This is a genomic window from Bacillus sp. FDAARGOS_527 (assembly GCF_003812125.1).
Lineage (GTDB): Bacteria > Bacillota > Bacilli > Bacillales > Bacillaceae_G > Bacillus_A > Bacillus_A paranthracis.
Genome location: NZ_CP033795.1, coordinates 1,804,414 through 1,825,762 on the forward strand (window position 1 = coordinate 1,804,414; position 21,349 = coordinate 1,825,762).

At 32.2% G+C, this 21,349-nt stretch carries 24 protein-coding genes and 2 pseudogenes; 5 read left to right on the forward strand and 21 right to left on the reverse strand.

Annotated elements, in window-relative coordinates; translation table 11 throughout:
- Positions 1-70: 70 nt before the first annotated feature.
- The 3 genes from EGX95_RS11685 to EGX95_RS11695 all read right to left on the reverse strand — a co-directional run bounded on the left by EGX95_RS11685 (position 71) and on the right by EGX95_RS11695 (position 1,925).
- Entirely contained in the window at positions 71-436 is a 366-nt protein-coding gene (locus tag EGX95_RS11685; protein ID WP_000432681.1) for a hypothetical protein, read from the reverse strand.
- 253 nt (positions 437-689) lie between these two features.
- A complete protein-coding gene (locus EGX95_RS11690; RefSeq protein WP_000765969.1) occupies positions 690-1,061 on the reverse strand; it encodes a YxiJ-like family protein in 372 nt (123 codons plus the stop codon).
- 12 nt (positions 1,062-1,073) lie between these two features.
- Positions 1,074-1,925, reverse strand: coding sequence for a patatin-like phospholipase family protein (locus tag EGX95_RS11695; protein WP_000789258.1), 852 nt, complete (start codon positions 1,923-1,925; stop codon positions 1,074-1,076).
- Positions 1,926-2,103: 178 nt separating this feature from the next.
- Between EGX95_RS11695 and EGX95_RS11700 the strand changes: the two genes are divergently transcribed.
- Positions 2,104-2,481: a PH domain-containing protein gene (locus EGX95_RS11700; RefSeq protein WP_000522480.1), complete on the forward strand. Its 378-nt coding sequence runs from the start codon at positions 2,104-2,106 to the stop codon at positions 2,479-2,481.
- 121 nt (positions 2,482-2,602) lie between these two features.
- Here the strand turns inward: EGX95_RS11700 and EGX95_RS11705 are convergent.
- The 5 genes and pseudogenes from EGX95_RS11705 to EGX95_RS11725 all read right to left on the reverse strand — a co-directional run.
- A pseudogene (locus EGX95_RS11705) lies at positions 2,603-3,076 on the reverse strand (GNAT family N-acetyltransferase); the annotation flags it as partial.
- A gap of 1 nt (position 3,077) precedes the next feature.
- Positions 3,078-3,599: a YfiT family bacillithiol transferase gene (locus EGX95_RS11710; protein WP_000999075.1), complete on the reverse strand. Its 522-nt coding sequence runs from the start codon at positions 3,597-3,599 to the stop codon at positions 3,078-3,080.
- Between the two features lie 16 nt (positions 3,600-3,615).
- Positions 3,616-4,143 (reverse strand): GNAT family N-acetyltransferase, encoded by a 528-nt coding sequence (locus EGX95_RS11715; protein ID WP_000708335.1) that lies wholly within the window; start codon positions 4,141-4,143, stop codon positions 3,616-3,618.
- 63 nt (positions 4,144-4,206) lie between these two features.
- A complete protein-coding gene (locus tag EGX95_RS11720) occupies positions 4,207-5,529 on the reverse strand; it encodes an FAD-dependent monooxygenase (RefSeq protein ID WP_000482048.1) in 1,323 nt (440 codons plus the stop codon).
- Positions 5,530-5,611: 82 nt separating this feature from the next.
- Positions 5,612-6,391, reverse strand: a complete 780-nt coding sequence (locus tag EGX95_RS11725) for an undecaprenyl-diphosphate phosphatase (protein WP_001104267.1) — start codon at positions 6,389-6,391, stop codon at positions 5,612-5,614.
- Between the two features lie 132 nt (positions 6,392-6,523).
- Between EGX95_RS11725 and EGX95_RS11730 the strand changes: the two genes are divergently transcribed.
- Positions 6,524-6,730, forward strand: coding sequence for a hypothetical protein (locus EGX95_RS11730; RefSeq protein WP_001225587.1), 207 nt, complete (start codon positions 6,524-6,526; stop codon positions 6,728-6,730).
- 52 nt (positions 6,731-6,782) lie between these two features.
- Here EGX95_RS11730 and EGX95_RS11735 read toward each other — a convergent pair whose 3' ends face one another.
- The 4 genes and pseudogenes from EGX95_RS11735 to EGX95_RS11750 form a co-directional block, all read right to left on the reverse strand.
- On the reverse strand, positions 6,783-7,163 hold the full coding sequence (locus tag EGX95_RS11735) for a nucleotide excision repair endonuclease (protein WP_001048949.1): 381 nt from the start codon (positions 7,161-7,163) through the stop codon (positions 6,783-6,785).
- Between the two features lie 77 nt (positions 7,164-7,240).
- Positions 7,241-7,805, reverse strand: a pseudogene (locus EGX95_RS11740) (GNAT family N-acetyltransferase).
- A 27-nt stretch (positions 7,806-7,832) separates the two neighbouring features.
- Positions 7,833-8,405 (reverse strand): YybS family protein, encoded by a 573-nt coding sequence (locus EGX95_RS11745; protein ID WP_001079218.1) that lies wholly within the window; start codon positions 8,403-8,405, stop codon positions 7,833-7,835.
- 181 nt (positions 8,406-8,586) lie between these two features.
- Positions 8,587-10,017, reverse strand: a complete 1,431-nt coding sequence (locus EGX95_RS11750) for a PQQ-dependent sugar dehydrogenase (RefSeq protein WP_000169971.1) — start codon at positions 10,015-10,017, stop codon at positions 8,587-8,589.
- A 136-nt stretch (positions 10,018-10,153) separates the two neighbouring features.
- Between EGX95_RS11750 and EGX95_RS11755 the strand changes: the two genes are divergently transcribed.
- Positions 10,154-10,411 carry a hypothetical protein gene (locus EGX95_RS11755; protein WP_000173557.1) on the forward strand — a complete coding sequence of 86 codons (258 nt, stop codon included), beginning with the start codon at positions 10,154-10,156 and terminating at the stop codon, positions 10,409-10,411.
- 310 nt (positions 10,412-10,721) lie between these two features.
- Here the strand turns inward: EGX95_RS11755 and EGX95_RS11765 are convergent, their stop codons facing one another.
- The 7 genes from EGX95_RS11765 to EGX95_RS11795 form a co-directional block, all read right to left on the reverse strand.
- Complete coding sequence (locus EGX95_RS11765; RefSeq protein WP_001202593.1) at positions 10,722-11,162, reverse strand: NUDIX hydrolase; 441 nt, start codon at positions 11,160-11,162, stop codon at positions 10,722-10,724.
- Between the two features lie 205 nt (positions 11,163-11,367).
- A complete protein-coding gene (locus tag EGX95_RS11770) occupies positions 11,368-12,483 on the reverse strand; it encodes an NAD(P)/FAD-dependent oxidoreductase (protein WP_000844364.1) in 1,116 nt (371 codons plus the stop codon).
- 125 nt (positions 12,484-12,608) lie between these two features.
- Positions 12,609-13,262 carry a YdeI/OmpD-associated family protein gene (locus EGX95_RS11775; protein WP_000022240.1) on the reverse strand — a complete coding sequence of 218 codons (654 nt, stop codon included), beginning with the start codon at positions 13,260-13,262 and terminating at the stop codon, positions 12,609-12,611.
- Positions 13,263-13,418: 156 nt separating this feature from the next.
- Positions 13,419-14,186: an arylamine N-acetyltransferase family protein gene (locus EGX95_RS11780; protein WP_000202760.1), complete on the reverse strand. Its 768-nt coding sequence runs from the start codon at positions 14,184-14,186 to the stop codon at positions 13,419-13,421.
- Positions 14,187-14,324: 138 nt separating this feature from the next.
- The gene (locus tag EGX95_RS11785; RefSeq protein WP_001058774.1) at positions 14,325-14,828 is read right to left on the reverse strand and encodes a MepB family protein; all 504 of its coding nucleotides are present in this window, start codon (positions 14,826-14,828) and stop codon (positions 14,325-14,327) included.
- 108 nt (positions 14,829-14,936) lie between these two features.
- Positions 14,937-15,305 carry a DUF4180 domain-containing protein gene (locus EGX95_RS11790; protein WP_000403460.1) on the reverse strand — a complete coding sequence of 123 codons (369 nt, stop codon included), beginning with the start codon at positions 15,303-15,305 and terminating at the stop codon, positions 14,937-14,939.
- Positions 15,306-15,441: 136 nt separating this feature from the next.
- Complete coding sequence (locus tag EGX95_RS11795) at positions 15,442-16,134, reverse strand: HAD family hydrolase (RefSeq protein WP_000540743.1); 693 nt, start codon at positions 16,132-16,134, stop codon at positions 15,442-15,444.
- A gap of 264 nt (positions 16,135-16,398) precedes the next feature.
- Here EGX95_RS11795 and EGX95_RS11800 point away from each other — a divergent pair, with 264 nt between their 5' ends.
- Positions 16,399-16,935: a DinB family protein gene (locus EGX95_RS11800; RefSeq protein ID WP_001167114.1), complete on the forward strand. Its 537-nt coding sequence runs from the start codon at positions 16,399-16,401 to the stop codon at positions 16,933-16,935.
- Positions 16,936-17,082: 147 nt separating this feature from the next.
- Positions 17,083-17,265: a hypothetical protein gene (locus EGX95_RS11805; protein ID WP_000333407.1), complete on the forward strand. Its 183-nt coding sequence runs from the start codon at positions 17,083-17,085 to the stop codon at positions 17,263-17,265.
- A gap of 169 nt (positions 17,266-17,434) precedes the next feature.
- On the opposite strand, the gene EGX95_RS11810 is transcribed toward EGX95_RS11805, so the two are convergent.
- Both EGX95_RS11810 and pulA read right to left on the reverse strand, forming a co-directional pair.
- Positions 17,435-18,034 carry an undecaprenyl-diphosphatase gene (locus tag EGX95_RS11810; RefSeq protein WP_123805513.1) on the reverse strand — a complete coding sequence of 200 codons (600 nt, stop codon included), beginning with the start codon at positions 18,032-18,034 and terminating at the stop codon, positions 17,435-17,437.
- A gap of 371 nt (positions 18,035-18,405) precedes the next feature.
- Positions 18,406-20,952, reverse strand: coding sequence for a type I pullulanase (gene pulA / locus EGX95_RS11815; RefSeq protein ID WP_001178494.1), 2,547 nt, complete (start codon positions 20,950-20,952; stop codon positions 18,406-18,408).
- Positions 20,953-21,349 lie beyond the last annotated feature (397 nt).

Sequence of the window (21,349 nt, forward strand, 5' to 3'; positions counted from 1 at the left end):
AGTATTCTATATGTAGTTTTTCATTAGAATCCCTATATAAAAGTAGTCGTAAGTTATGTGTTTAGAGAAGTTATTGATTAGAAAAATGATCAATTGCTTGAATAGAAAGTTCCAATGATTTTATTCTTCTTTCTAAAAGAGTTCTTTGAGGACTCCCGAGCTTTGACTTAACATAAATCTTTTCAATTGATGGAAGCAAACCGATTAGAACATTTCGAGCGTCTGCTAAATCCTCTTGCGTGTAATGATGGGTTTCTTGATTCCAAATACTTTCTAACATAGCTAAGCCGATACTAGCTGCTTTGAGTCTTTTTTTCACTAAAGTAGTGTTTGAGCCTTTTTGAGTCATTTGAGATAGCGCATTTTCAAGTTTACGGATTGTTGACTGTAAAGATTTAATTGATTCTACTTTATCTACATTTGATACGTTTTCCATATTAAACCTGTCCCTTCTTCGTTTCTAAATTAGTTTTCTTGATATTTGATAATACCATTTAGAAGCGAATTTTACTCGAAATATTTGAGTTGGACATGAATTGAAAGGAAAACAGCTAACAAACTTCTATCTCCTCCCTCACACATTCTCTATATGTACTTCTTTTTTCTCGTTAAAATACCTACATGGATAAGTTGTAAATATTGTATATTTTATGAACAAAAAACGTACAAGCAGCATAACTTGTACGTTTTTAACCAGTAAGGTAATAAAGTAATAGTTTTCGAGTCTTTTCATAATTCATGAAATCTCTATACAAAATGGGATACTTAACAATTTCTGTTTCTAAAAAACGATATTGCGGAAACCACTCAAAAAACGATTTTCTTAACCACTTTATTTGTTGAAACGTAATGTTCTGTACGTTTCCATTTAGTATAGAATTTAAAGTAGCTGCTGTATGCATCCAATAATGATTAAAATCAGCGTTTATACAATCATCTTCGGTAAATTTACTTTTTAAGTCTCGCTGCAATTTTGCTGTAGCACGATAAGGAAACGGTTTATACAGCAGACTAGGCATTTTCTGCAATTCATTAAAAATAACCCTTTTTCCTAACTTCAACTTTCCACCCCTTTATTTCTCTATCCAATTTAATAAGTTTTCATAATGATATTGAGCATCTGTATAGCCAAGATTATATAAATTAACGAGCTTTTCTTTACTTCTTTCTATTCCGCTTATTGGAAGCTGTACGCTAGGCTGAATAATATAAAAGTTGTCTTTTTGTTTTATTTGATTCATATAAGATATCGTCTCATTATAAAAACGATAATGTTCAACTAAAGATTCTGCGATATTTGGATATTTCCTATATAAAATTTTAGCTAGGCCAGAAAATTTATTTCGCTGTTTCTCATATCCTTCTGGTTTTGTCATAATTACAACGTTCTTTTCATAACCATCAGTTTGCGCTTTTAAAACTGGTATAGGATCTATAATTCCTCCATCTAGCAATTTTCGATTATCATATTCTACAGCAGGTGCTATAAACGGCACTGAGCTAGATGCACGAATGATTTTTAAAATATCATTTCCATGTTCTGCTTTATTATAATAAATAGCTTGTCCTGATTCGCAATCAGTCGTTCCTATAACAAACTGTTCATTTGAGTTTAAGAAAGTTTGAAAATCAAATGGTATAATTTTATTAGGTACTTCATCAAATAAAAAATCCATTCCGAATAATTCACGTTTTCGAATTAAATTTCGATAAGATATATAACGATGATCTGCTACTAACTCTGTATTTACTTTTTTATTTCTCCCTTTTTGACGTGATAAATAAGTTGCTCCCATACAAGCTCCAGCGGATACACCAACTACATAAGGGAAAAATAAGTTCTTTTCCATAAAATATTCGAGTACGCCTGCAGTATATAAACCTTTCATTCCTCCGCCTTCTAATACTAAACCGATATTTTTCATGCTATATCCCTCTGCTTTTTTTTCTTACTTACATATTAGCATAAGATATTAAGATGAGGTTATATAAATGAATTGCAATAATAACCAGAAACTACTAAAGTAATATCATAATTTCTTAGTAAATAGCATGGTACAATATAAGTAATACATTCCACAAATAATGGAGGAGGAATTTCCTATGGGTTTATTTAGCGGTATTTTAGGAAATGCATCAAATACGAGTACAGAAAGTGTAGAACGTGATTTAGAGAAGATTATGTTAGACGATGAGAAAGTTGAACATGCTTATAAATTAATTCGTGATTTAATCGTATTTACAAATCGTCGTCTTATTTTAGTAGATAAACAAGGAATATCAGGTAAAAAAACTGAGTATCATTCTATCCCTTATAAAAGCATTACACAATTTAGCATTGAAACAGCTGGGCATTTTGATTTAGATGCAGAACTTAAAATTTGGGTATCTAGTTTGAGTACACCAATTACGAAAGAATTTAAAGGTGACGATAGTGTTTTAAGCATTCAAAAAGCGTTGGTAACATATACGACGAAATAGTGTATTTTTGCATGTTTATTCATTTTAAAAATTACTAATCCGATTATTTTGGAAGAATATACATTAAAATTGTATATTTAATCTAAAATAACATAAAAAGGTAAAGCGTATTTTAAACGCTTTACCTTTCTTTTTTGTAATAAATAAGTGTAGTTTTATCATTTAATTTCTTAGTTACTTCTGTTCTTTTATATCCCATCTTTTCGTATAGAAAACAATTTCTTTCTTCTTCTAAAATCGTAGCAAGTTCAAAACTTCGTGCTTCTGGAAACATCTCTTCAATTAAAATAAGTACCTTCTGAGCAATTCCTTTCCCTTGATAGATTGGATGAATAAACATTGGACTGATCCAAAATTTATAAGGTAGTTCTTTTTGGGATATACATATCGCTCCAACAAGTTTCGAATCTATTATCATCTTATAAAAATTACTGCTGGGATTATTTATTCTAAATATAGTTTTTTCAATAGATTCATTTGCTGGGTTTGTTTCATAGTCTTTATATTTATGTAATAAAGGGTTAAATGAGTCTATTTGCATTTGAAATAAAACTGCTGCATCACTTTCTGTTGCCTTCTCTAATGTAATCTCCATGTTACCAATTTAGTCGTTTTCTTAATGAAGTTATATGAGCTGTATGATGACGACCATGCCATGCATATAGTCCAATTGCAGCAGCAAGTTTTGTTTCACCAGTATCTGGATGGTTAAATGTCTTTTCTAGATCTTCAAGTTCTAAAGAATATAAAAGGTTAACCCATCTTTTATGTAATGACTCTAACATTACTAATGAAACATCTACTGGTAATTTAGAATCAGGTAATTCTGCCCACTTTTCTTCTTTATATGGTTTAATCGTTGGATTCTTTTCTGTTAGTGCTAATTTAAAGCGTATATAGCTATTCATGTGGCTGTCAACAACGTGATGGACTACTTGACGAACTGTCCATCCACCAACGCGGTACGGTGTGTCTAACTGCTTCTGATCTAAATCTTTAATAGCTTTCGTTAGTTCATTAGGTAAATCTTCAATTTCTTGAATCCATGTATCTATCATTTCTTCCGTTATAGGACGTTTGTATGTAAATTGCCCAATTGGATATCGTAAATCATTCATGAATAAGTCCCCCTTCTTATAAGCGCGAATTATTTCTCCAAATATAATGTACAAAATTCACCTGTTTCCCATTTAATTGTACAGATGTTGTATCTGCTTCGTTTTGATAAGAAGAAAATCCGCTTTTTTCTAGTACAATTTGTGATGCAAGATTATTAGAAGTTGTTTTAGCATGAACCTCATTAATTTCATTATTTTTTGCTACGTCTAAAATTAATTTTACGGCTGCAGTTGCAACTCCTTTTTTAGTAAATTTTTCTCCGACCCGATAACCTAACGAACTGATTCGAGTCTCCGAATCTATATCTACTAAATTTATTCTTCCTACAATTTCATTTTCTTCGTTACGAATTAAATAAAAATAAGATTCTCCATCCGCCTGTTCTATTAATAAATTATCTAGTAGTTTTTGGAAATATTCAAAATCAAAATATTGCGAGCCACGATTAGGTACCATTGTTTCAAAAAAAGACTTATTCGTAAGTTCAAACGTAAATAAATCCTTAGCATCGTGTTTCTTTAATTGTTCTATGTATATTTTCATTTCGATTACCCCTTCTATATCTACTAACTGTTATATATTCTTTTTTAATCAACTACTTTCCTGCTATTTCTTTCGTTTCAGTAACACAGCAAGTAGCACTTTCGGATGAAAAAGATGAAATGGACTACGAATTAAATTCATCACTTTTACTAATCGAATATAAACATCAGAATCAGTTGCAGATAGTTGATATATTTGTTTCGTATACCATAGCTGAAATTTTTGTTTTATCGTTAATTCTCTTTTTAGCTGTGGATGACGTGATATTTCCGTTGTTGTCATTTCCCAAGGAGTTTGTATGATATGAGCGGTCTCTTTATAAAACTGCTGTGTAAATGCATGATCGAGCTTTTGTCTCCTTTGTAAAAGTAACTGCAATTGGTGAGCTTCCATAGCTGCAACTGAAACACCTTGCCCGAAAACAGGATCAAAACGACAATGTGCATCTCCAACTACTAACAATTTTTCGGGTAGATTATTCACTAAATCAAATCGCCGACGTACTTGATACGGAATTTTGTACGTTTTGATATCTGAAATTGCCTCCGCTTTATTTAGGAAATCTGTAACATTGGAGATTGATAGATTTTCAGCAAAATTATAAAATTCCTCATCTGTTTGTGGTGCTTTCTCACTTGCATACCCGCTGAAAGTAACAAAATAACGATTATCCTCAATCGTTTGAATAAGGACACCATGCGGATTGTCAGGGAAACTTGGAGACATTAGCATATTACAACAGTCTAACTCCTCATTTTCTTTAAGTTTAAACATTTTCGTTGCGTAAAATAAATCAATACGAACTTTCTCTTCTTGTACTTCAATTTCGTATTCTCGTAGCCACTCTATACTTTTTGAACTAAATCCACTTGCATCAACAACAATATCTGCATGTATTTCTTCTTGTGTGTCTGTCTCTAAACATTTAACTTTTACACCACATACTTTGTTAGCTTTTCTGTCTACTATTAACCCTTCCACTAGTGTTTTAAATTTACTGGTGATATTTGAAATTTGATATATTCGTTTTTGAATATGCCATTCAAGCAAAAACCTACTTTGTTGAATCATATGTACTTCCCCTATGAACGGCTGTTTCCATAGACCAAATTGATGCCATTTTAAATCACGAGTAAAGTTATTTACGATACTACCTGCTTTTATTAATTCATTCATAATATTAGGAAACAATTCTTCAATTGCGTTTTCTCCACCTTTTAATAACACATGAGGATGATTACTTTGTGGAACTCTTTTTCTCGAAGACTTTCCATCCCATCTTTCACCAGCTTCTATAATGATTACTTCTTTAAAAGAAGTTGATAATGCTTTTGCTGCGAACTTTCCTGCCATACTTCCACCAATAACGATAGCCTTATTAAACATGTTTTCCCCCTTAATAAAAAGAGATCCTGCCTTGTATGAATGAAACAGGATCTTAAACAAATTAACTTCTTTATCATTATACTTAAAATACATCAGTAAATTGCAACGTTAAAATTAAAATACCTAATCCCCATACGTAATACGCGAATACTTTTAAAGAGTGACGTTTTAAATATTGAATCATCCATGAAACGGCTATGTATCCAAAAAACGCTGCTGATAACGTCCCGACAATTAAAGATGTACTAGAAATAGATTCTGCTTTCCCTTGAAAAACATCTGCAAATTGCAAAATGATAGCTCCGACAATAGCTGGCGTTGATAATAAAAAAGAAAAGTAAGCAGCGGTTTCGCGGTCTAACTTCCTCCATAATGCAGCGACGATTGTCATACCAGAACGAGAAATAGCCGGAAAAATAGCCGCTGCTTGAAATGAACCGATGATAAATGCATCTTTATATGTAATGTCATCCATTTTTTTACGACCATTCTTTTGTTTATCCGCCATGTAGAGGAAGAATCCGGTCACTAAAAACTCCCAACCAATCGTAATACCTGTTTTTGAAATATCCTCAAAAAAGTCTTTAAATAACAACCCGATTACAACCGCAGGTATCGTCCCAACAATAAGTAGTAGCATCAGCTTTGAAAACGGATTTTTGATTAAATATATAAATTCTTTTTTGTAATAAATAAACACCGCAAGTAAAGTCCCAATGTGCAGCATCGTATCTAAAAACAATCCTGCTTCATCTAATTGAAACAAATGCCTTCCTAAATAAAGATGACCTGTACTACTTATCGGTAAAAACTCTGTTAAACCTTGTATGATCCCTAATATAAAAGCTTCTAACCAATTCATGATGGGCCCCTTTCTTGTTTGCTTGTACCAATATATGAAGGTTAAATTTTCGATATGAAAAAAACTATATTTCTCTATGAATTTACTTTCAATTCATGGATATATATGTAAAAAGGGATGAGGAGGCTTACTATGCGGAAACATACAAAATTCGGCAATGTATTACTGTGGATAGGACCTATCCTTGTATTTGTAGGGTTATGTATGACAAATGTTATTTCTGATATTCCTTTCTTTTTTGGAAAACATAAAACAATTGGAATTGTACTTATATGTATAGGTGTAGTTTGTTTTATTGCTGCTAATCATTTAAAAAAAGGAGAAAAATATGAGGGATAAATCTAACTAAAAAAACAATCCCAGTATATGTGCTAGGATTGTTTTTTATTGCTTATTTATAGAATACTTTATCAACGTTATATTTTGCTTTGTATTCATTAATGATATATGTTTCGTAAATTTCTCTTTCTGTTGGATCTTCTACGATACATGCATCAATGCGGTATACTTCATCACGGTGATTTTTAATTGGAGAAACATTGTCTTCGAAATGCTTCTTAATACGTTGTCTAATTTTACGAGCTTTACCTACGAAAAGTAGTTCGTCATTAATATTGTAAAACATAAAAATGCCGCCTTTATCTCTAGGGAACAAGTGGAAGTCGATAAAACCATTGATTGGCGTAATTCTTGGCTCGTCTCCTCTAATAACTTGTTTACGTTCAGTAATTGTAACATCAACTTCAGGGATACTAATTTTAATCAAGTTCATTCACGTCCTCTTTTATTATAAAGATAAATAATAGCATACATATGTAAGAAAAGCTACGTTCATAGCCATATTTCATTTTATAATTCAAATATTATAGGTGTATCATGTAAACTCTTCTTCCAAATCATATGATCACTTGATTCTCCCCAATAATCTTTCAGTACATAACTAGGCTCTCCAAACTTCTTTGTCCATATACTTTGCGCTTTTTTGTATCCACTATCTAAACAGTACTCTGTTATACCTTTGCTAAGTAACGTAAGAAATATTGCATTTAGTAGTAAACTCCCGATACCCTTTTTTTTGATACTCCGGCAGTATAAAAACAGTTCCTATTTCATACAAATCCTTAAGTACACCGCCTGTACAACTATTAATCAATGTACTTGCTGGACCAACTTCAATTGTACCAATGATTTTATCGTTATTTGTATCTATTGCTAATAAAAAGTAACGTTTTTCTCCATTACTATCAAAATCTGTTTTCAAATATTGCTTTTTCATGTTAATTTCATTTTCTATGTCATCCAATAGTTGTGATAATCCTTCGTCTTTATATGTATTCGTAATAACTATACGGAAAAATAAGTGTAGTTCCTCTAAATCATCCGAATTTGGTCTCCTAATTGCAACGTTATACATGTTTTAAGTCTCCATTCTATACAAGTGTTAAAACCATACTCTATATACTCTATTCAACAATATTCTACAAAGCCCTGCATAGATCCAGCAGTATAGAAAACTCAGTATAAATATTGATAAAATCATTTTTATATCCATAGTTGTATGAATAGTAGGACCAAGTACTGGAAAACGGAAAATATCGAGAACTATCATAATTCCTATAAGTAGACAAATTGCAGAAAAGGAAACAACCCAAATTCTCCTCTTGAATTGTATAAAGGAAAGCCCTAAGGCTATACCTAATAAACCTGTAGTAAAGGGAAAAACAATTAGTTCACTTGGCTCAATAATAAATAATAGGAGAATAGTAAGGAAATAAGAAAGTACTCCCTCACGAATAGAGTAGCAAATCGCCAAAAAAATTGGTAACGTCGCAAAAGGGCTAATAAATAACCCTATACCAGGAATTAAGTTACCTGCTGCTTGAAACATGGTGGCCAAAGCACTCATTAAAGCTGTAATGACTACTTTATTTGCTAGGGATAATTTTCTTTTATGAACAAAGTCCTCATTATTCTTTATCATAAGTTGACACCAATAACGTACAAATCGATTCATCAAAATACCCCCTAAAGATATCTCATCCATCACTTTCTATCTTATTCATTCACTAGTGGTTTATGAGCTGCGTTCTACTTGTTATGAGTTAATATACAATAAAAGGCTTTTAGGGGGAGAACTTGTACGTTTTAAAACAAAGGGAATTCCTTGTATGATTAAACTACGAGTGTATATCGTATTAAGGGATAATTTCAAAAATGGTACCTTTGTTAAAATCAGTTACTTTCATAGAACCGTAAACTCCTAAATATAACCTAGTTTGATCCAAATTTGTTCCTAAACTCATATAATAAGCTGCTTGCGTACCAAAATCATAATCAGTTTCAATAACATGAAAATCAGTATGTTTACCATCTGTACCTGCTCTAGTATATGCTAATACACCTTTAACTGGCGGCCGAGACTCTTCTTTTCTAGCAAGGTCAGTAAACACAACACTACCATGTAAATTCGGGATTGCAGTTCCCATATATGGTTGAACGCCTGTTAGTGAAGTTCCTCCAAACTTATCCGGTCTTGGATCTTTATGAAAATAACTAATGAGTGGCTGAATTCGCTTCACTGATGTTTCTATTGTTTCATTATAATAAGCCATTGTTCTCTCATCAAAAGTAGGATTTTCAGAACAGTGTTTTATAAAAGAAGTAGGCAATTCTCCTTCCCATCCTCTCCAACCAAAATTAATAAATCCATCTTGATTGGGGGTGAGTCTCATTACATGCATTTGAACAAGTTCGGTAACCCGGATTGGTTTATATTGAACAAATGAAAAAATAGACTCTACAATATCCTGTCCGACATTACCTGCATATTTAATATACTGATTATAAAACCTTTGGAATGAAATACCGGTTATATTACGAACACCTTTCGCAATTACTGTAAGTGTTTCTTGTATAGATAGAGGAAGTTCATTAAAGCGTGTAACGACTGGAGGATTATTTATGAATATATTTTTACTTACATCGATTTCAATAATTTTACCTGCTATTTCTAAATCATCTTGGCTTAAATTGAACGGATCATAACCTGAGCCACCATCTCCATTTGTAAAAACAAGTTTCCCCGTCTCTGGAGAAAAGTTTAAAGTATTTACTCCATTATGATTAAAAAATGGGCGTTTTATATGAAGTAATGTTCTACGTTTTTGAGGGTGACCGTTTGATTGTAAAATCCATTCTTCAATTGTATCGATATGATCATATTGCGTATCTCTATTTAGCCATTTTAAATTTAAAGTTTTCGGGTCACAAGGATTCGGTTTAAATTGTTCAGAAAGTGCACTAGGTCCTTGAGTGCCAGCTACTGAATAATGAAGATAAAATAAACCGTTTTGATAAAATTGTGGATGAAATGCTAGTCCTAGCAATCCTCGTTCATCATAGCCACTACTAGAGACACCTTCTTCAGATGTGCCTAATTTTATAATTCGCGGACGAATATTTAAAAATGTTTTTATGACGCCATCTCCTATGTAGAAAACCTCTCCTAATTGCGTTGCGATAAATAGCCTTTCAGCCGATTCACCTGGAAGAATTGCTGTTTTTATTACAGTGGGTAAATTTATGTTATGAACAATGGGTCGTAAACGAACTTTAACTTTTGTCAATTAACTTTACACCCCTTTATATTCTTTTTAATAGAAGAGTATGATTAGAGTGATCTTATTAGTATCAAATAAGTAGCATTCCTTTTTATTACATTTTTGTATAAAATGTAATTATAAATAAACTAGGGGGCTACTTATGACACTCTTACTACAAATCATCTTACCACTTATATTTGCGCTATATTTATTTACCCTCTATCGTAATACAACTATTGGAAAAGCTGCTTTTCTTTTAGCGGTCATTATTGGGATTTTTGGATTAGAGAACATTTTTCAGCATGCTAATCTAACAGATCATGCTATTTATCCATATTGGGGCAGTTTGAAGGCTGTTGTTATTATTTTATCAGTCGTATTTCTATTTAAAAAAGGTGGTTTAACAGGAAAATATTGATTTATAATGCTGTACATATTTTATTGTTACACTGCTTTTAATTTATAAAAAAGAAATGTTTATGTAAAAACACGAAGGGATGTGTTACATATGTCTATAAATATTATTTCTATAGTTTCTATCATAATATGGATTGTGTTGATTACAGAACTTATAAAACCTTCAAAAGAACAGAATGGACGAAAAATAGTAATGTTATTAACTGCTGGTTCCGCATCAACACTTATTTTGACGGTTTCATTTATTCAAAATTTGATTTTTTTAAATTGTTCAATTCTTGTTCTACTACTATCTTTGTTAGCTAACACTTTTATTGTTTTAATAGTCTTTTGTTTAATTCCCACAATGCTGTTTTGTTACTATCCCATTTCAAAAGCGTTACTGCTTCTTCAAAGGATAACCATTTATAATGTAAGTGTTCTTTAGATAATGAGATGTTTTTTGTAGGGACGTTAACTCCAAAAGAAAATTCTTTTATTACATAAACCTCTTCACCCCAAAGGAATTCTCCAACTACATCCTCTACTGGTAGTGAAGACACAGAATCTAATTGTATATATGAACATTCTCTTGTAATACCAGCCTCTTCAAACGCTTCACGTTTTGCTGATTCAATAGGAATCTCACCGTCTTCACCACCACCGGCTATCCCTTGCCAATAAGCATAATCACTTCGGTTGAAAATCGCGTATTGAATAGAATCGTCAGTTTTTATATAAGGAAATATCAATACTTGATACGGTGCTCTCATTGCTTAACCTCCTCTCGAAAATAAGCTTTAAATAAATATAAATAAAGAGCAAACATCACAATTTCACCTTAATAATGCAGGTTTATGGTGTCAGCTCTTTATTTTTAAAGTATTTTATTTTTCATAAATAGTCTTACTCTTAACAGAGAAAAAAACTGCTTATTTCCTATCGAATTTGCTTAGCGTATTTTTTCTATATCTTATGTTATTCAATTGCGCCTGCAACGTCATAATCATTTAAATCTAATTCAATTGGTTGTCCCAGCGCTAACTTAGCAAGTTCTGATCCTAAATATGGACCTGCAGTTAAACCTGAGGCACCTAATCCGTTTGCAACGAGAATACCTTCAAAGTTAGGAAGTGGGCCAATTACAGGTAAGAACCCTGGAGTAAATGGTCTGAATCCAACTCTCGTTTCAAGCATAGTAGCATTTTCTAAGCCAGGTGCAACTGTTAATGCTTTATGGAATACTTCATTTAAACCACCAGCCGTTACACGGTGATCGAAACCAGTATCATTCTCATGTGTTGCACCAATTACGACATGGCCATTGTCAAATGTTAAAATGTATTGATCATTTGGCGGCATAACAACTGGCATATTTTCAGTTGCTGTATTTTCCATTTGCAAATGAACAATTTGTCCTTTTTGGAACGTAACTAAGAAGTTAATTCCTAATGGGTTTAAGATTTCGTTCGCCCATGCACCAGCCGTTACAATAACCTTCTCTGCTAAAATTGTTTCATCGTTTACTTTAACACCCGTAATATGATTACCTTCACGGACTAATACTGCATCACCTTTTAAAAAAGTTGCGCCATGTTTTTTCGCAGCGCTTATTAATGCGTTGCGTAATAATCTTCCGTTTACTCTTGCAGCACCACTAATATGAACAGAACTATATTCTTCTGATAATGCCGGGAATAATTTTTTCGTTTCTTCAGCTGATAAACGCGTAATTTCACCAATCTCAGGTGCATCTTCACGGCGTTTATAAGCTCGCTCTTCCATTTGATCTAATTTTTTCTCATCAGTATGTAAACTAATTGCACCTACACGGTTATAACCTGTGTCCGTTTCACCGTCGTCTTCTAATTGCTGAATTAACGAAGAATAGTAACGTGCACCGCCTTTAACGATTTTATACCATGCTTTATTACGACGTTGCGAAAGCCATGGACAGACAATACCTGCTGCTGCATCTGTTGCTTGACCTACTTGTTGACGATCCACGATAGTAACGTTCGCGCCAGCCTTAGCAAGATGGTAAGCAGTAGACGCACCTAAAATTCCCGCTCCAACTACAATATACGATTTCATTTCAAACACCTTTTCTCTTTTACTAATTATATAAATATAAGAACATCCCTTAGTATAATGGAAGGAATACTTTTTTCAATGTACTCATCGCAATTAATTGTTGCATCATTGTGACTTTCCTAATCTTATTTTTTCTTTTTGCGGAATAAATCAATTGTTTTATAGCCTTGTGATAGAACCTCAATCATCTTTTCAAAACGTTTTTCACGTGTTTTTTCTTGTTTGACAGAAAACAGATTACGTGCCCAATCTTTTTTGTATCCAGGTGTTAAACTTTGATAAAACTTAAGTTCATTTGGATGATTAGCTAATAAAGCTTCAACATCTTGAATTCGATCTGCATAATCAGCTACACATTGGCTCATTGCAGGCGTTTTCGTCGCTTTTTTCTTCTCACGCTTTAAACCTACAACAGTAAAGATGTCATCCATACTTACCATTCGCGCAAATTTAATATCGCTTTCTCCCACATATCCATCTTCTCCAACGTTTAATGCTGGAAACATCTCATCACGGTGAATAAACGTACTGTAGCGAGAATTACCTTTTTTCGGATATGCGAAGAATATGTATCCTTTTTCAATTAATAATTCTTTATTACTAATAATATAATTCGTTTGTTTCACCATTTCATCCAGTGTTTCTACAAAAATAAAAATGGCATCGTGTTCTTTTGAAAATACAGTTTCTTTTCCTGTAAAAACTTCGTAATCACTTGGTTCATTAATAACAACCATATTCGTATACTTATTAAGTTTCAATTTATCGATAATTGACATGAAGATCTTCCTTTACATTCAAAATTCATTGTTTATACTTTTTCATACTGTTCTAGTGTATTATATCTATTAAGAAAATCAAACTTTAATAGTTGTTTTAAATTAAATTAATAAAATAGCCGGTTCTTATTCAGAACCGGCTAGCTATTCGCGTTATCATAACTCAATAGCAAATAAAGTATATAAAAGATCTCTATATTGCTCTTCTGTAACTTCACGTTTCGTTTTTTCACCGTGAATCATTGTAGTTAAACTAGTATTTGTTAAAGAGACATGGCCAGATTCCGTCAATTTGACTGCAATCGGTCCTTTATTAAAAATAGATTTCTCATCTTCTATTACTCTTTTTTGAACATCATTTACTACTGCCTCATCAATGATACGATTATAAAAAGCATGACACACTTTCCACTCACCATTCGTATCTTTTCTTTCTAGAACGTAATTCCCTTTACTCGTATCTTTTCGTATCACTCGATACGTACCATTTTTAGAAGAAACAGGCTCACTAGTAAAAGGTACCGGGACTAGAGGTACTAATGAAGCAATACCTACATCAATTACGTATCGTGCTTTATCATAATTTAGAATAATCGTTATATGTCCATTCTCAAGTGCCCATGCGTTTATATCATTTTTATATACGGTACCTAATGCGAGTTGTACATCATAACCACAATCTTTTAAAAAGTAATAAAAAAGCGTATTTAATTCATAACAAAGTCCACCGCGGGATCTGCTTAAAATTTTATTCTGTAAATTTTCCATAGTAATTGTATTCGTGTTACTTGCTATAACATCTAAATTCTCAAATGGTATAGTGTGTGCAAATGCAAAAAGAATTGTATTTAATTCTTCAAACTTCACTTTATTACGCTTTGCAAGATTCAATCTTGTAAAAAGCTTATGTTGTAGACTTGTCATAGTCAGCACCCCTTAAAATGTATAAGTTAAACTAGTATATGCTGATTGTAATTTTGATGGGGTACTGAAACAATGTACATTTCGTTTAACTGTACCGGTACAAAAAGTCTAACCAACAAGATTACTTAAGATAAGAAGCTACGAATACAAATGTAATAGTTTGTCTATAGGTAAATTATTATGATCGCTTAAATCAACAAAATACTGAAGCTGCCACATTTGGCTCTTTTTAGCTTGGTTGCTAACAGGGGTATCCCAGATCGGATAAGTCCTCATAGCCATCTTGCCTTTTTGATTTTGTGTTCTCAAGATTTTTTCTTTAAGAAGAATATCTTTAGGGAAAATAAATTGTCCTAGTTTGTTATCATCTATACAAGTAATAATTAATAAGTCAGGAGCAGCGTCATAAGAGAATGCTTGATTTTGCATATCGTCATCTTTCTCCCAAAAAGAAACAAATTGACCAATTTTATTAGGAGTAATTTTTGATTTTCTAAAACGAATGGTTTTGTTATTTAAGTGAAATAAACATCCTGCATATTCTGCGTTTTGCTTTTCTTCTTTTAGATTCGTAATTATTAAATTGTTAGGTTTGTAAACTATATTGTTTAAATGTCGGATTGTATCATTAAAATTGTTCAAGAAAACTCCCCCTTTATTCATTTCTTAGTTTACCACAAACGTCAGTTCTTCTATATCGTATATAATCATGAACTAAGTGAAATCGGGGGATTTAGCAGGATATAATTATTACTTTAATGTACTTAGTTTTTCAATTGCTTGTTGTTCAGTTGCTAAGTAAAAAATATCTTTACCTTTATTACATTCATAAATAAAATCCTTTAAGCTTTTACTAGTATACATAGAGAAATCTCCAACAATAGCAAATTTCACCTTGTAGTTTATAAACTTTTGAAGAATATCGCCCGCAAGACGTGTTTTTAGATCAAAGAAATCTTCACTTATTAAAGATTTATGGATAATAATATGCTTCGCATCTACCTCATATTGAACAGTTGCCATAGTATCTAATGCAGATTGAACATCGGATATTAATACCTTATCATTTCTAATGACCGCAATATTGATTCCATCGATTACTACTTTCTTTATTTCCATAGTCTCACCCCTTTATAATTTACACAGTATAAGTAAAATTGTTTTACAAAACTTCGTATGAATCATAGATTAAATTAACCGCAGCTATTAAAATTGCCTCTATTTTTTATTGCTAATACGGTCAATGAAATTAATTTTACTTGTTAAAAAAATATTGTGGCGTAACATAACTTAACAAGCTATCCAAAGTGTTAATCTCGGCATATGGTTGTATTTTGGTAGTATTCTTGATTTTCTGAGGGTTAAACCACACACCTTTTATATTTGCATTTTGAGGACCAGCAATATCCTTTTCTAAGTCATCTCCAACAAATAATACATCTTCTGGTTGCACATCAAGTTTATTTAATGCTAGTTCAAATATACGTTTATCCGGTTTACTCAATCCTACTTCTTCAGAAATAATGATCGTATCAAAGTAATTGTTTAAATTCGTGTTAATTATTTTAGCCCTTTGCCTCTGACTTGAGCCATTTGTTATAATTCCAACTTCAAAGTGCTTCTTTATATGATGTAAGAAATGAATAGTATTTTTGTCTATTGAAAAACATTTAGGGAAATTTTTATTCCAAAAATCTTGGATATAATTGCGTTGCAACCTATACTTCGGCGGGAATTCATCAAACAACGATTCTAAAACTATTGCTTTATCACTCATGCCGTATTCCCTTTTATCATATTCTTTAAATTTCCGTAGCATATTGTTTTTAACTGTATCACTAACATCTTCATAACATTTTTCTAAAACAAATAAAAACAATGTATCTACTGCCATATCCCTATTAAGTAACGTATCATCTAAATCAAACAGCATAGCTTTATAACCCATCAAATAAATTCACAACCTTTCTATATTTCCTAGATATCATCAAAAGTAATCAAAAAAACAATTCATATGAAAGAGCTCGTAATAGAACGATATTCTAAGAGTTAAATCAAAAATCCTTTTTCTATTTGTTAATTGATGTGAAAATAAACAATTTCAACTAAGGTAGTAGGTGAATTTTTTAATCGTAATCTCGAACTTTCAGATTAATTTGAAACTCTTTTGTGATAAGCTGTACGTAAAGATTAAATATAAAGGATGATTCGTATGCAAATTAGACCAAAGGCAAGTGAATATAACTCTTATTATGCAACGTATGTTAACTTAGTATCAGACGGAAATATTATACATATTTTAGAACAACAAATAGAGGAAACGAATCTTTTATTAAAAGAGATTTCTGATAGTGAGGGACTTTTCCGATATGCTCCTACTAAATGGAGTATAAAAGAAGTAATCGGTCATATTGCAGATACAGAACGTATTATGGCGTATCGCTTATTATCTATTGCTCGAGGCGAGACAGCAGAACTTCCAGGCTATAACGATGATATGTATGTTCTTAAAGCTGCTTTTGATAAGCAATCTATGCAAGATCTTATTGATAATTTAATAGTTGTTCGCCACTCTACCGTGCATTTACTGAAAAGCTTAGATCAAGACACTTGGTTACAAAGAGGAAATGCGAACAAATCTGAAGTTACAGTTCGTGCATTAGCATACATCATAGCTGGACATGAGCTTCATCATCTACAAATTATAAAAGAACGTTATCTAGGTTCTAATGCATATCCAGTAAGTTAATGCTTGAAGAAAAAGAGTCCCATTTATGTAGGACTCTTTTTCGCTATTTATAAAATTCACCACGCAAGATGCAAACGAGCCCTTATACATAATTTTCTTCAGACTGATATACTATAAACACAATAGTTCTAGAAAGGTGATAATATTATGTGTGAACAACAAAATAATAGGGATAGAGATCAAAAAATGATGTTTTTTATGCAAGGAGTTCCCACAAATAGAGTTAACATGAATCAATTGCCAAAATGGATTAGAATCTTCGGCTATTGTGCCTTTGGTTGGATGATACTATTTAGTTTCATTATGATTGTAGGTTTAATTCTGCAATAACGATACATTCAAAATGTTAACGGAACAGCATTTAGATTATACATCTAGGTAATAAAATAGCTTGTTACCTAGATGTACTACCCATTCCTTTTCATCTTCATGAATGTAAATAAGTGCATTGAACATTCAACTTTTGAAGAATAGTAATGAGGGTGATAAAGGTTTATACTCACAATCCTTTTGATTTGTTTTTGGATGGTAAAACATGTTTCTCTACTCTTTCATATTGAGTAAGTAATTGCCTAATAAAAGATAATTTCGGTACTAACCAATACGAAATTATCGCTGAAATACACCCTATTAAAGCCCCTGCTGCAATATCAAAAGGATAATGAACCCCTACCCAAATACGAGAAATCGCTACACAAAATGCAAGTATAAGCCATAGCCATCCAGCTTTTTTACGCACAAGCGAAAATGAAAAACAAATTGAAAAAAAGAGAATCGTATGGTCACTAGGAAATGAATTATCTACAGCATGGTCGACAAGTTTATTAACATGAGGCAATACTGCAAACGGTTGATAATTCAAATGAAATTTCCCTGCTACTTTTCCAATCACCTCAGCAATTACAAAAGCAACCATCGCTTGAATAACCATCATCCTACTTTTTCTAGATCCAATAAACCAATAAGCTAAAGTAATTAAAACTAAAATATATACCATATATTCAGCCAAAAATACTATGGTCGGGTTTAGGAATGAATATTGTTTACCTAAATCATTAATGGCTCGAAAAATATCGATATTGAATTGAGAAAAAGACATTTCAAATCCCTCCTTATTAGTAAGGTGTCTTACTGATTGCCATATACTTTTATTACATGGATAGTGTTGTTTATTGTACCCACCTAAAAATACCGACCTCTTATGACACCGCTTTCTTCTTTTTCACTTTAATAAAAAAAGAAAAAGGAAAACATCGAACTTTCTTACAATCATTCATGCATTCTTACAGTTTTGTCATTTTCTCGTCACTTTGAAAATAGATTCATCGTCTTGCCTTTTGCTATATTCACAAACTCGTATATCTACAATTACGGAAACCCTAATCACACATAAAAAAGAGAAGAACCTTGGCGAGTTCTTCTCTTTTTTATTGATTAAATTGTAATACAATTACAGTATGTGAAATTATACTATTTTAACTTTAAAACAAATGAACTTAACGCAGGAACTTTAATTTTATTGTCATGCACAACATAAAGGGATTTACTTCCCGCCTGCTTCCCGTCTACTAGTACTTTCCAAGGACCTTTCGATGGAAGTGTTATTTCAACAGCTTCTCTATTTGCATTGTGAGCCACCGTAAAGTATTCATTTTTATTCCCCTCTATTGTATAAGCTACAGTATTTTTCGGAGCATCAATAAATGATATATGTGTTTTTATTTGCTCTGCAGATGTCATTCGAAAAGCTGAGTGCTTTTTGCGTAATTCTATTAACCCCTTCATATAATCTACTTCATTGTTAAATGCTGCACGGCGTAACCAATCCATTTGGTTAATTGAATCGGGAGATTTGTAACTGTTATGATCACCATATTTCGTGCGCATAAACTCTTGTCCCGCATGTAAGAACGGAATACCTTGTGATGTTAATAAAATCGAAGAAGATAATTTATGCATTTGTTTTCGCACTTCTTCACTGTCACTTGGATTAGTCAACTCAATTTTATCCCATAATGTATGATTATCATGTGCTTCCACATACGTTAGTACCTGCTCTGGATCTTGATAAGTCGACGAATTTGTATCGTAGTCAATGCCTGCGGTAATGCCTTTTTTAATACGGTCTTCCATGTTTTCCTTTCCATTTACAAACCCATTTTCTTTCTCTTCAAATACACTACCTTTTAATCCATCACGTATATTATCGTTAAAATGAGCAATCCCTTTCATTTTCTCTGCATTTTTTTGATTTGCTTTCAACTCTGCTGCAAGAGGTGTATTTAAATCCCAACCTTCTCCATGCAGTATAATAGAAGGGTCAATTTGATTAACAGCTTTACGTATTTCATTCATCGTTTCATAATCATGAATACCCATTAAATCAAAACGGAATCCGTCTAAATTGTATTCTTTTGCCCAATATGTGACGGAATCTATCATAAATTTCCTCATCATTTTTCTTTCTGAAGCCGTATCATTTCCTACACCGGTTCCATTTGCAAATGTTCCATCTTCATTGTAACGATAATAATAACCGGGAACTAACTTATGAAAATTAGATTCAGCAGCATTATACATATGGTTATAAACTACATCCATAACAACACGAAGATTATTATCATGTAGTGTTTGAATCATTTGTTTTAATTCAGTTATTCGAACAGTTGGCTCGTATGGATTTGTAGAATAGGACCCCTCTGGTACGTTAAAGTTTTTTGGATCATATCCCCAGTTATATTGTGGTTCGTTTACATTCTCTTCATTTACTGAAGCATAATCAAATATCGGCAAAAGCTGAACGTGTGTAACACCAAGATCTTTTATATGATCAAGTCCTGTTTTCACATCTTCAGGCCCTCTTGTTCCTTTTTCTGTTACACCTAAATATTTTCCTTTCTGTTTAATGCCACTTTCGGGCTGAATAGAAAGATCACGTACATGCAATTCATAAATAATAGCATCTTCCGGATTTTTTAATTTAGGCTTTTTGTTAGTGTTCCATTTTTTCGGATTTGTTTCTTCTAAATCAATAACCGCACCTTTATCTCCATTTACAGAAGCAGCACGTGCATACGGATCAACTGCTTCTTTCCACTTATCACCAATTTTTACCTTATACGTATAATAGAGACCTTTTTGATTCCCTTTAAGTTCTGCTTTCCAGGTGCCCTTTTCACCTTGTTGCATATTTATTTCAGTACCTATTTTATCGTTCCATTTTTTATATGTAACTAACTTCGCTTCACTCGCAGTAGGAGCCCATACACGGAACTTTGTATGTTGCACGGTATATGTATTTCCTAAATCGTTACCACCATAATAAAATAAATGATCAAATTCCTCACTACGAATGACTTTACCAATTTCAGTATTCGTATCAGCTAAGTTTTCTATTTTAACTTTGTATGTTTGTTTTAAATCAATTTTCTGTTCCGTAATTATTTTCACCTTATTCGTAATATCTCCACTGTTTATATCATAAGGAGTAATATTCTTAATTTTAATACCTTCAATTTCGATTTTCTGTTCCTTAATATGAAATGGAGCATTCGTCGTTACAGTGATTTCATTGAAACTATCAATAGTTGCTTTTTGAATTGATAGATCCGAAGAAGGCTTAGCGTTATATACCTTTTCATCACCAGAAAGAATCCATACTTCAGCACGACCGTCCTTTATATTTTCAATCCAACGATCCCCACCATCTTTTTCCCACTCATTTGTACGAATGATGAATCCTACACGATTATAGTCACCATCTATATTAATCTTAGCGTACTTTCCAAATTCATCTTCACCAGTAAATTCATAAGATGTACCATTTGCATTTTCTCCCCATAACCAAAGATTCCAGTCTTTTGTATTTCCAAGCTGCTCTTTGTAATGAATGATAACTTCAGTTGTTTTCGAATTTGAAACTGCCTTTACACTTTGAATAGAGAAAATAGATGCGAACATAACAATTATAGTAAGTAATAAAACTGATTTGTTAATTAATCTTTTTGTCATTTGCACTACATACACCCTTTCTTTAAATAGTACGGACGATTTATTATGCCCGTACTACATTACACAATTTAAATTAATCTAGAAATCTCTTTTGCTTCCCCCCGTATTGGTTATTTTCACATATGTATTTCAATGATCTTTCCAATACGAAAACGTTTGCATTGATTGTTAAAAAAATAGTTTATTTATGTCTTCATATATCTGTAAATACGAAAAGATCAGGGAAATTATTTTAAAACAATCGTTTGTTATCGCTTTCATTTTATAGCACTTCCCATTAAGGGGTCAATATATTATTAATTTTCTGTTTTTATATACTATAAACCTAAAATCTTTGTTGCAACTTCTTAAAGGTAGAGTACCTAATGATTGCTTAGTAAGTTTATTTTTCAAATACATTGGT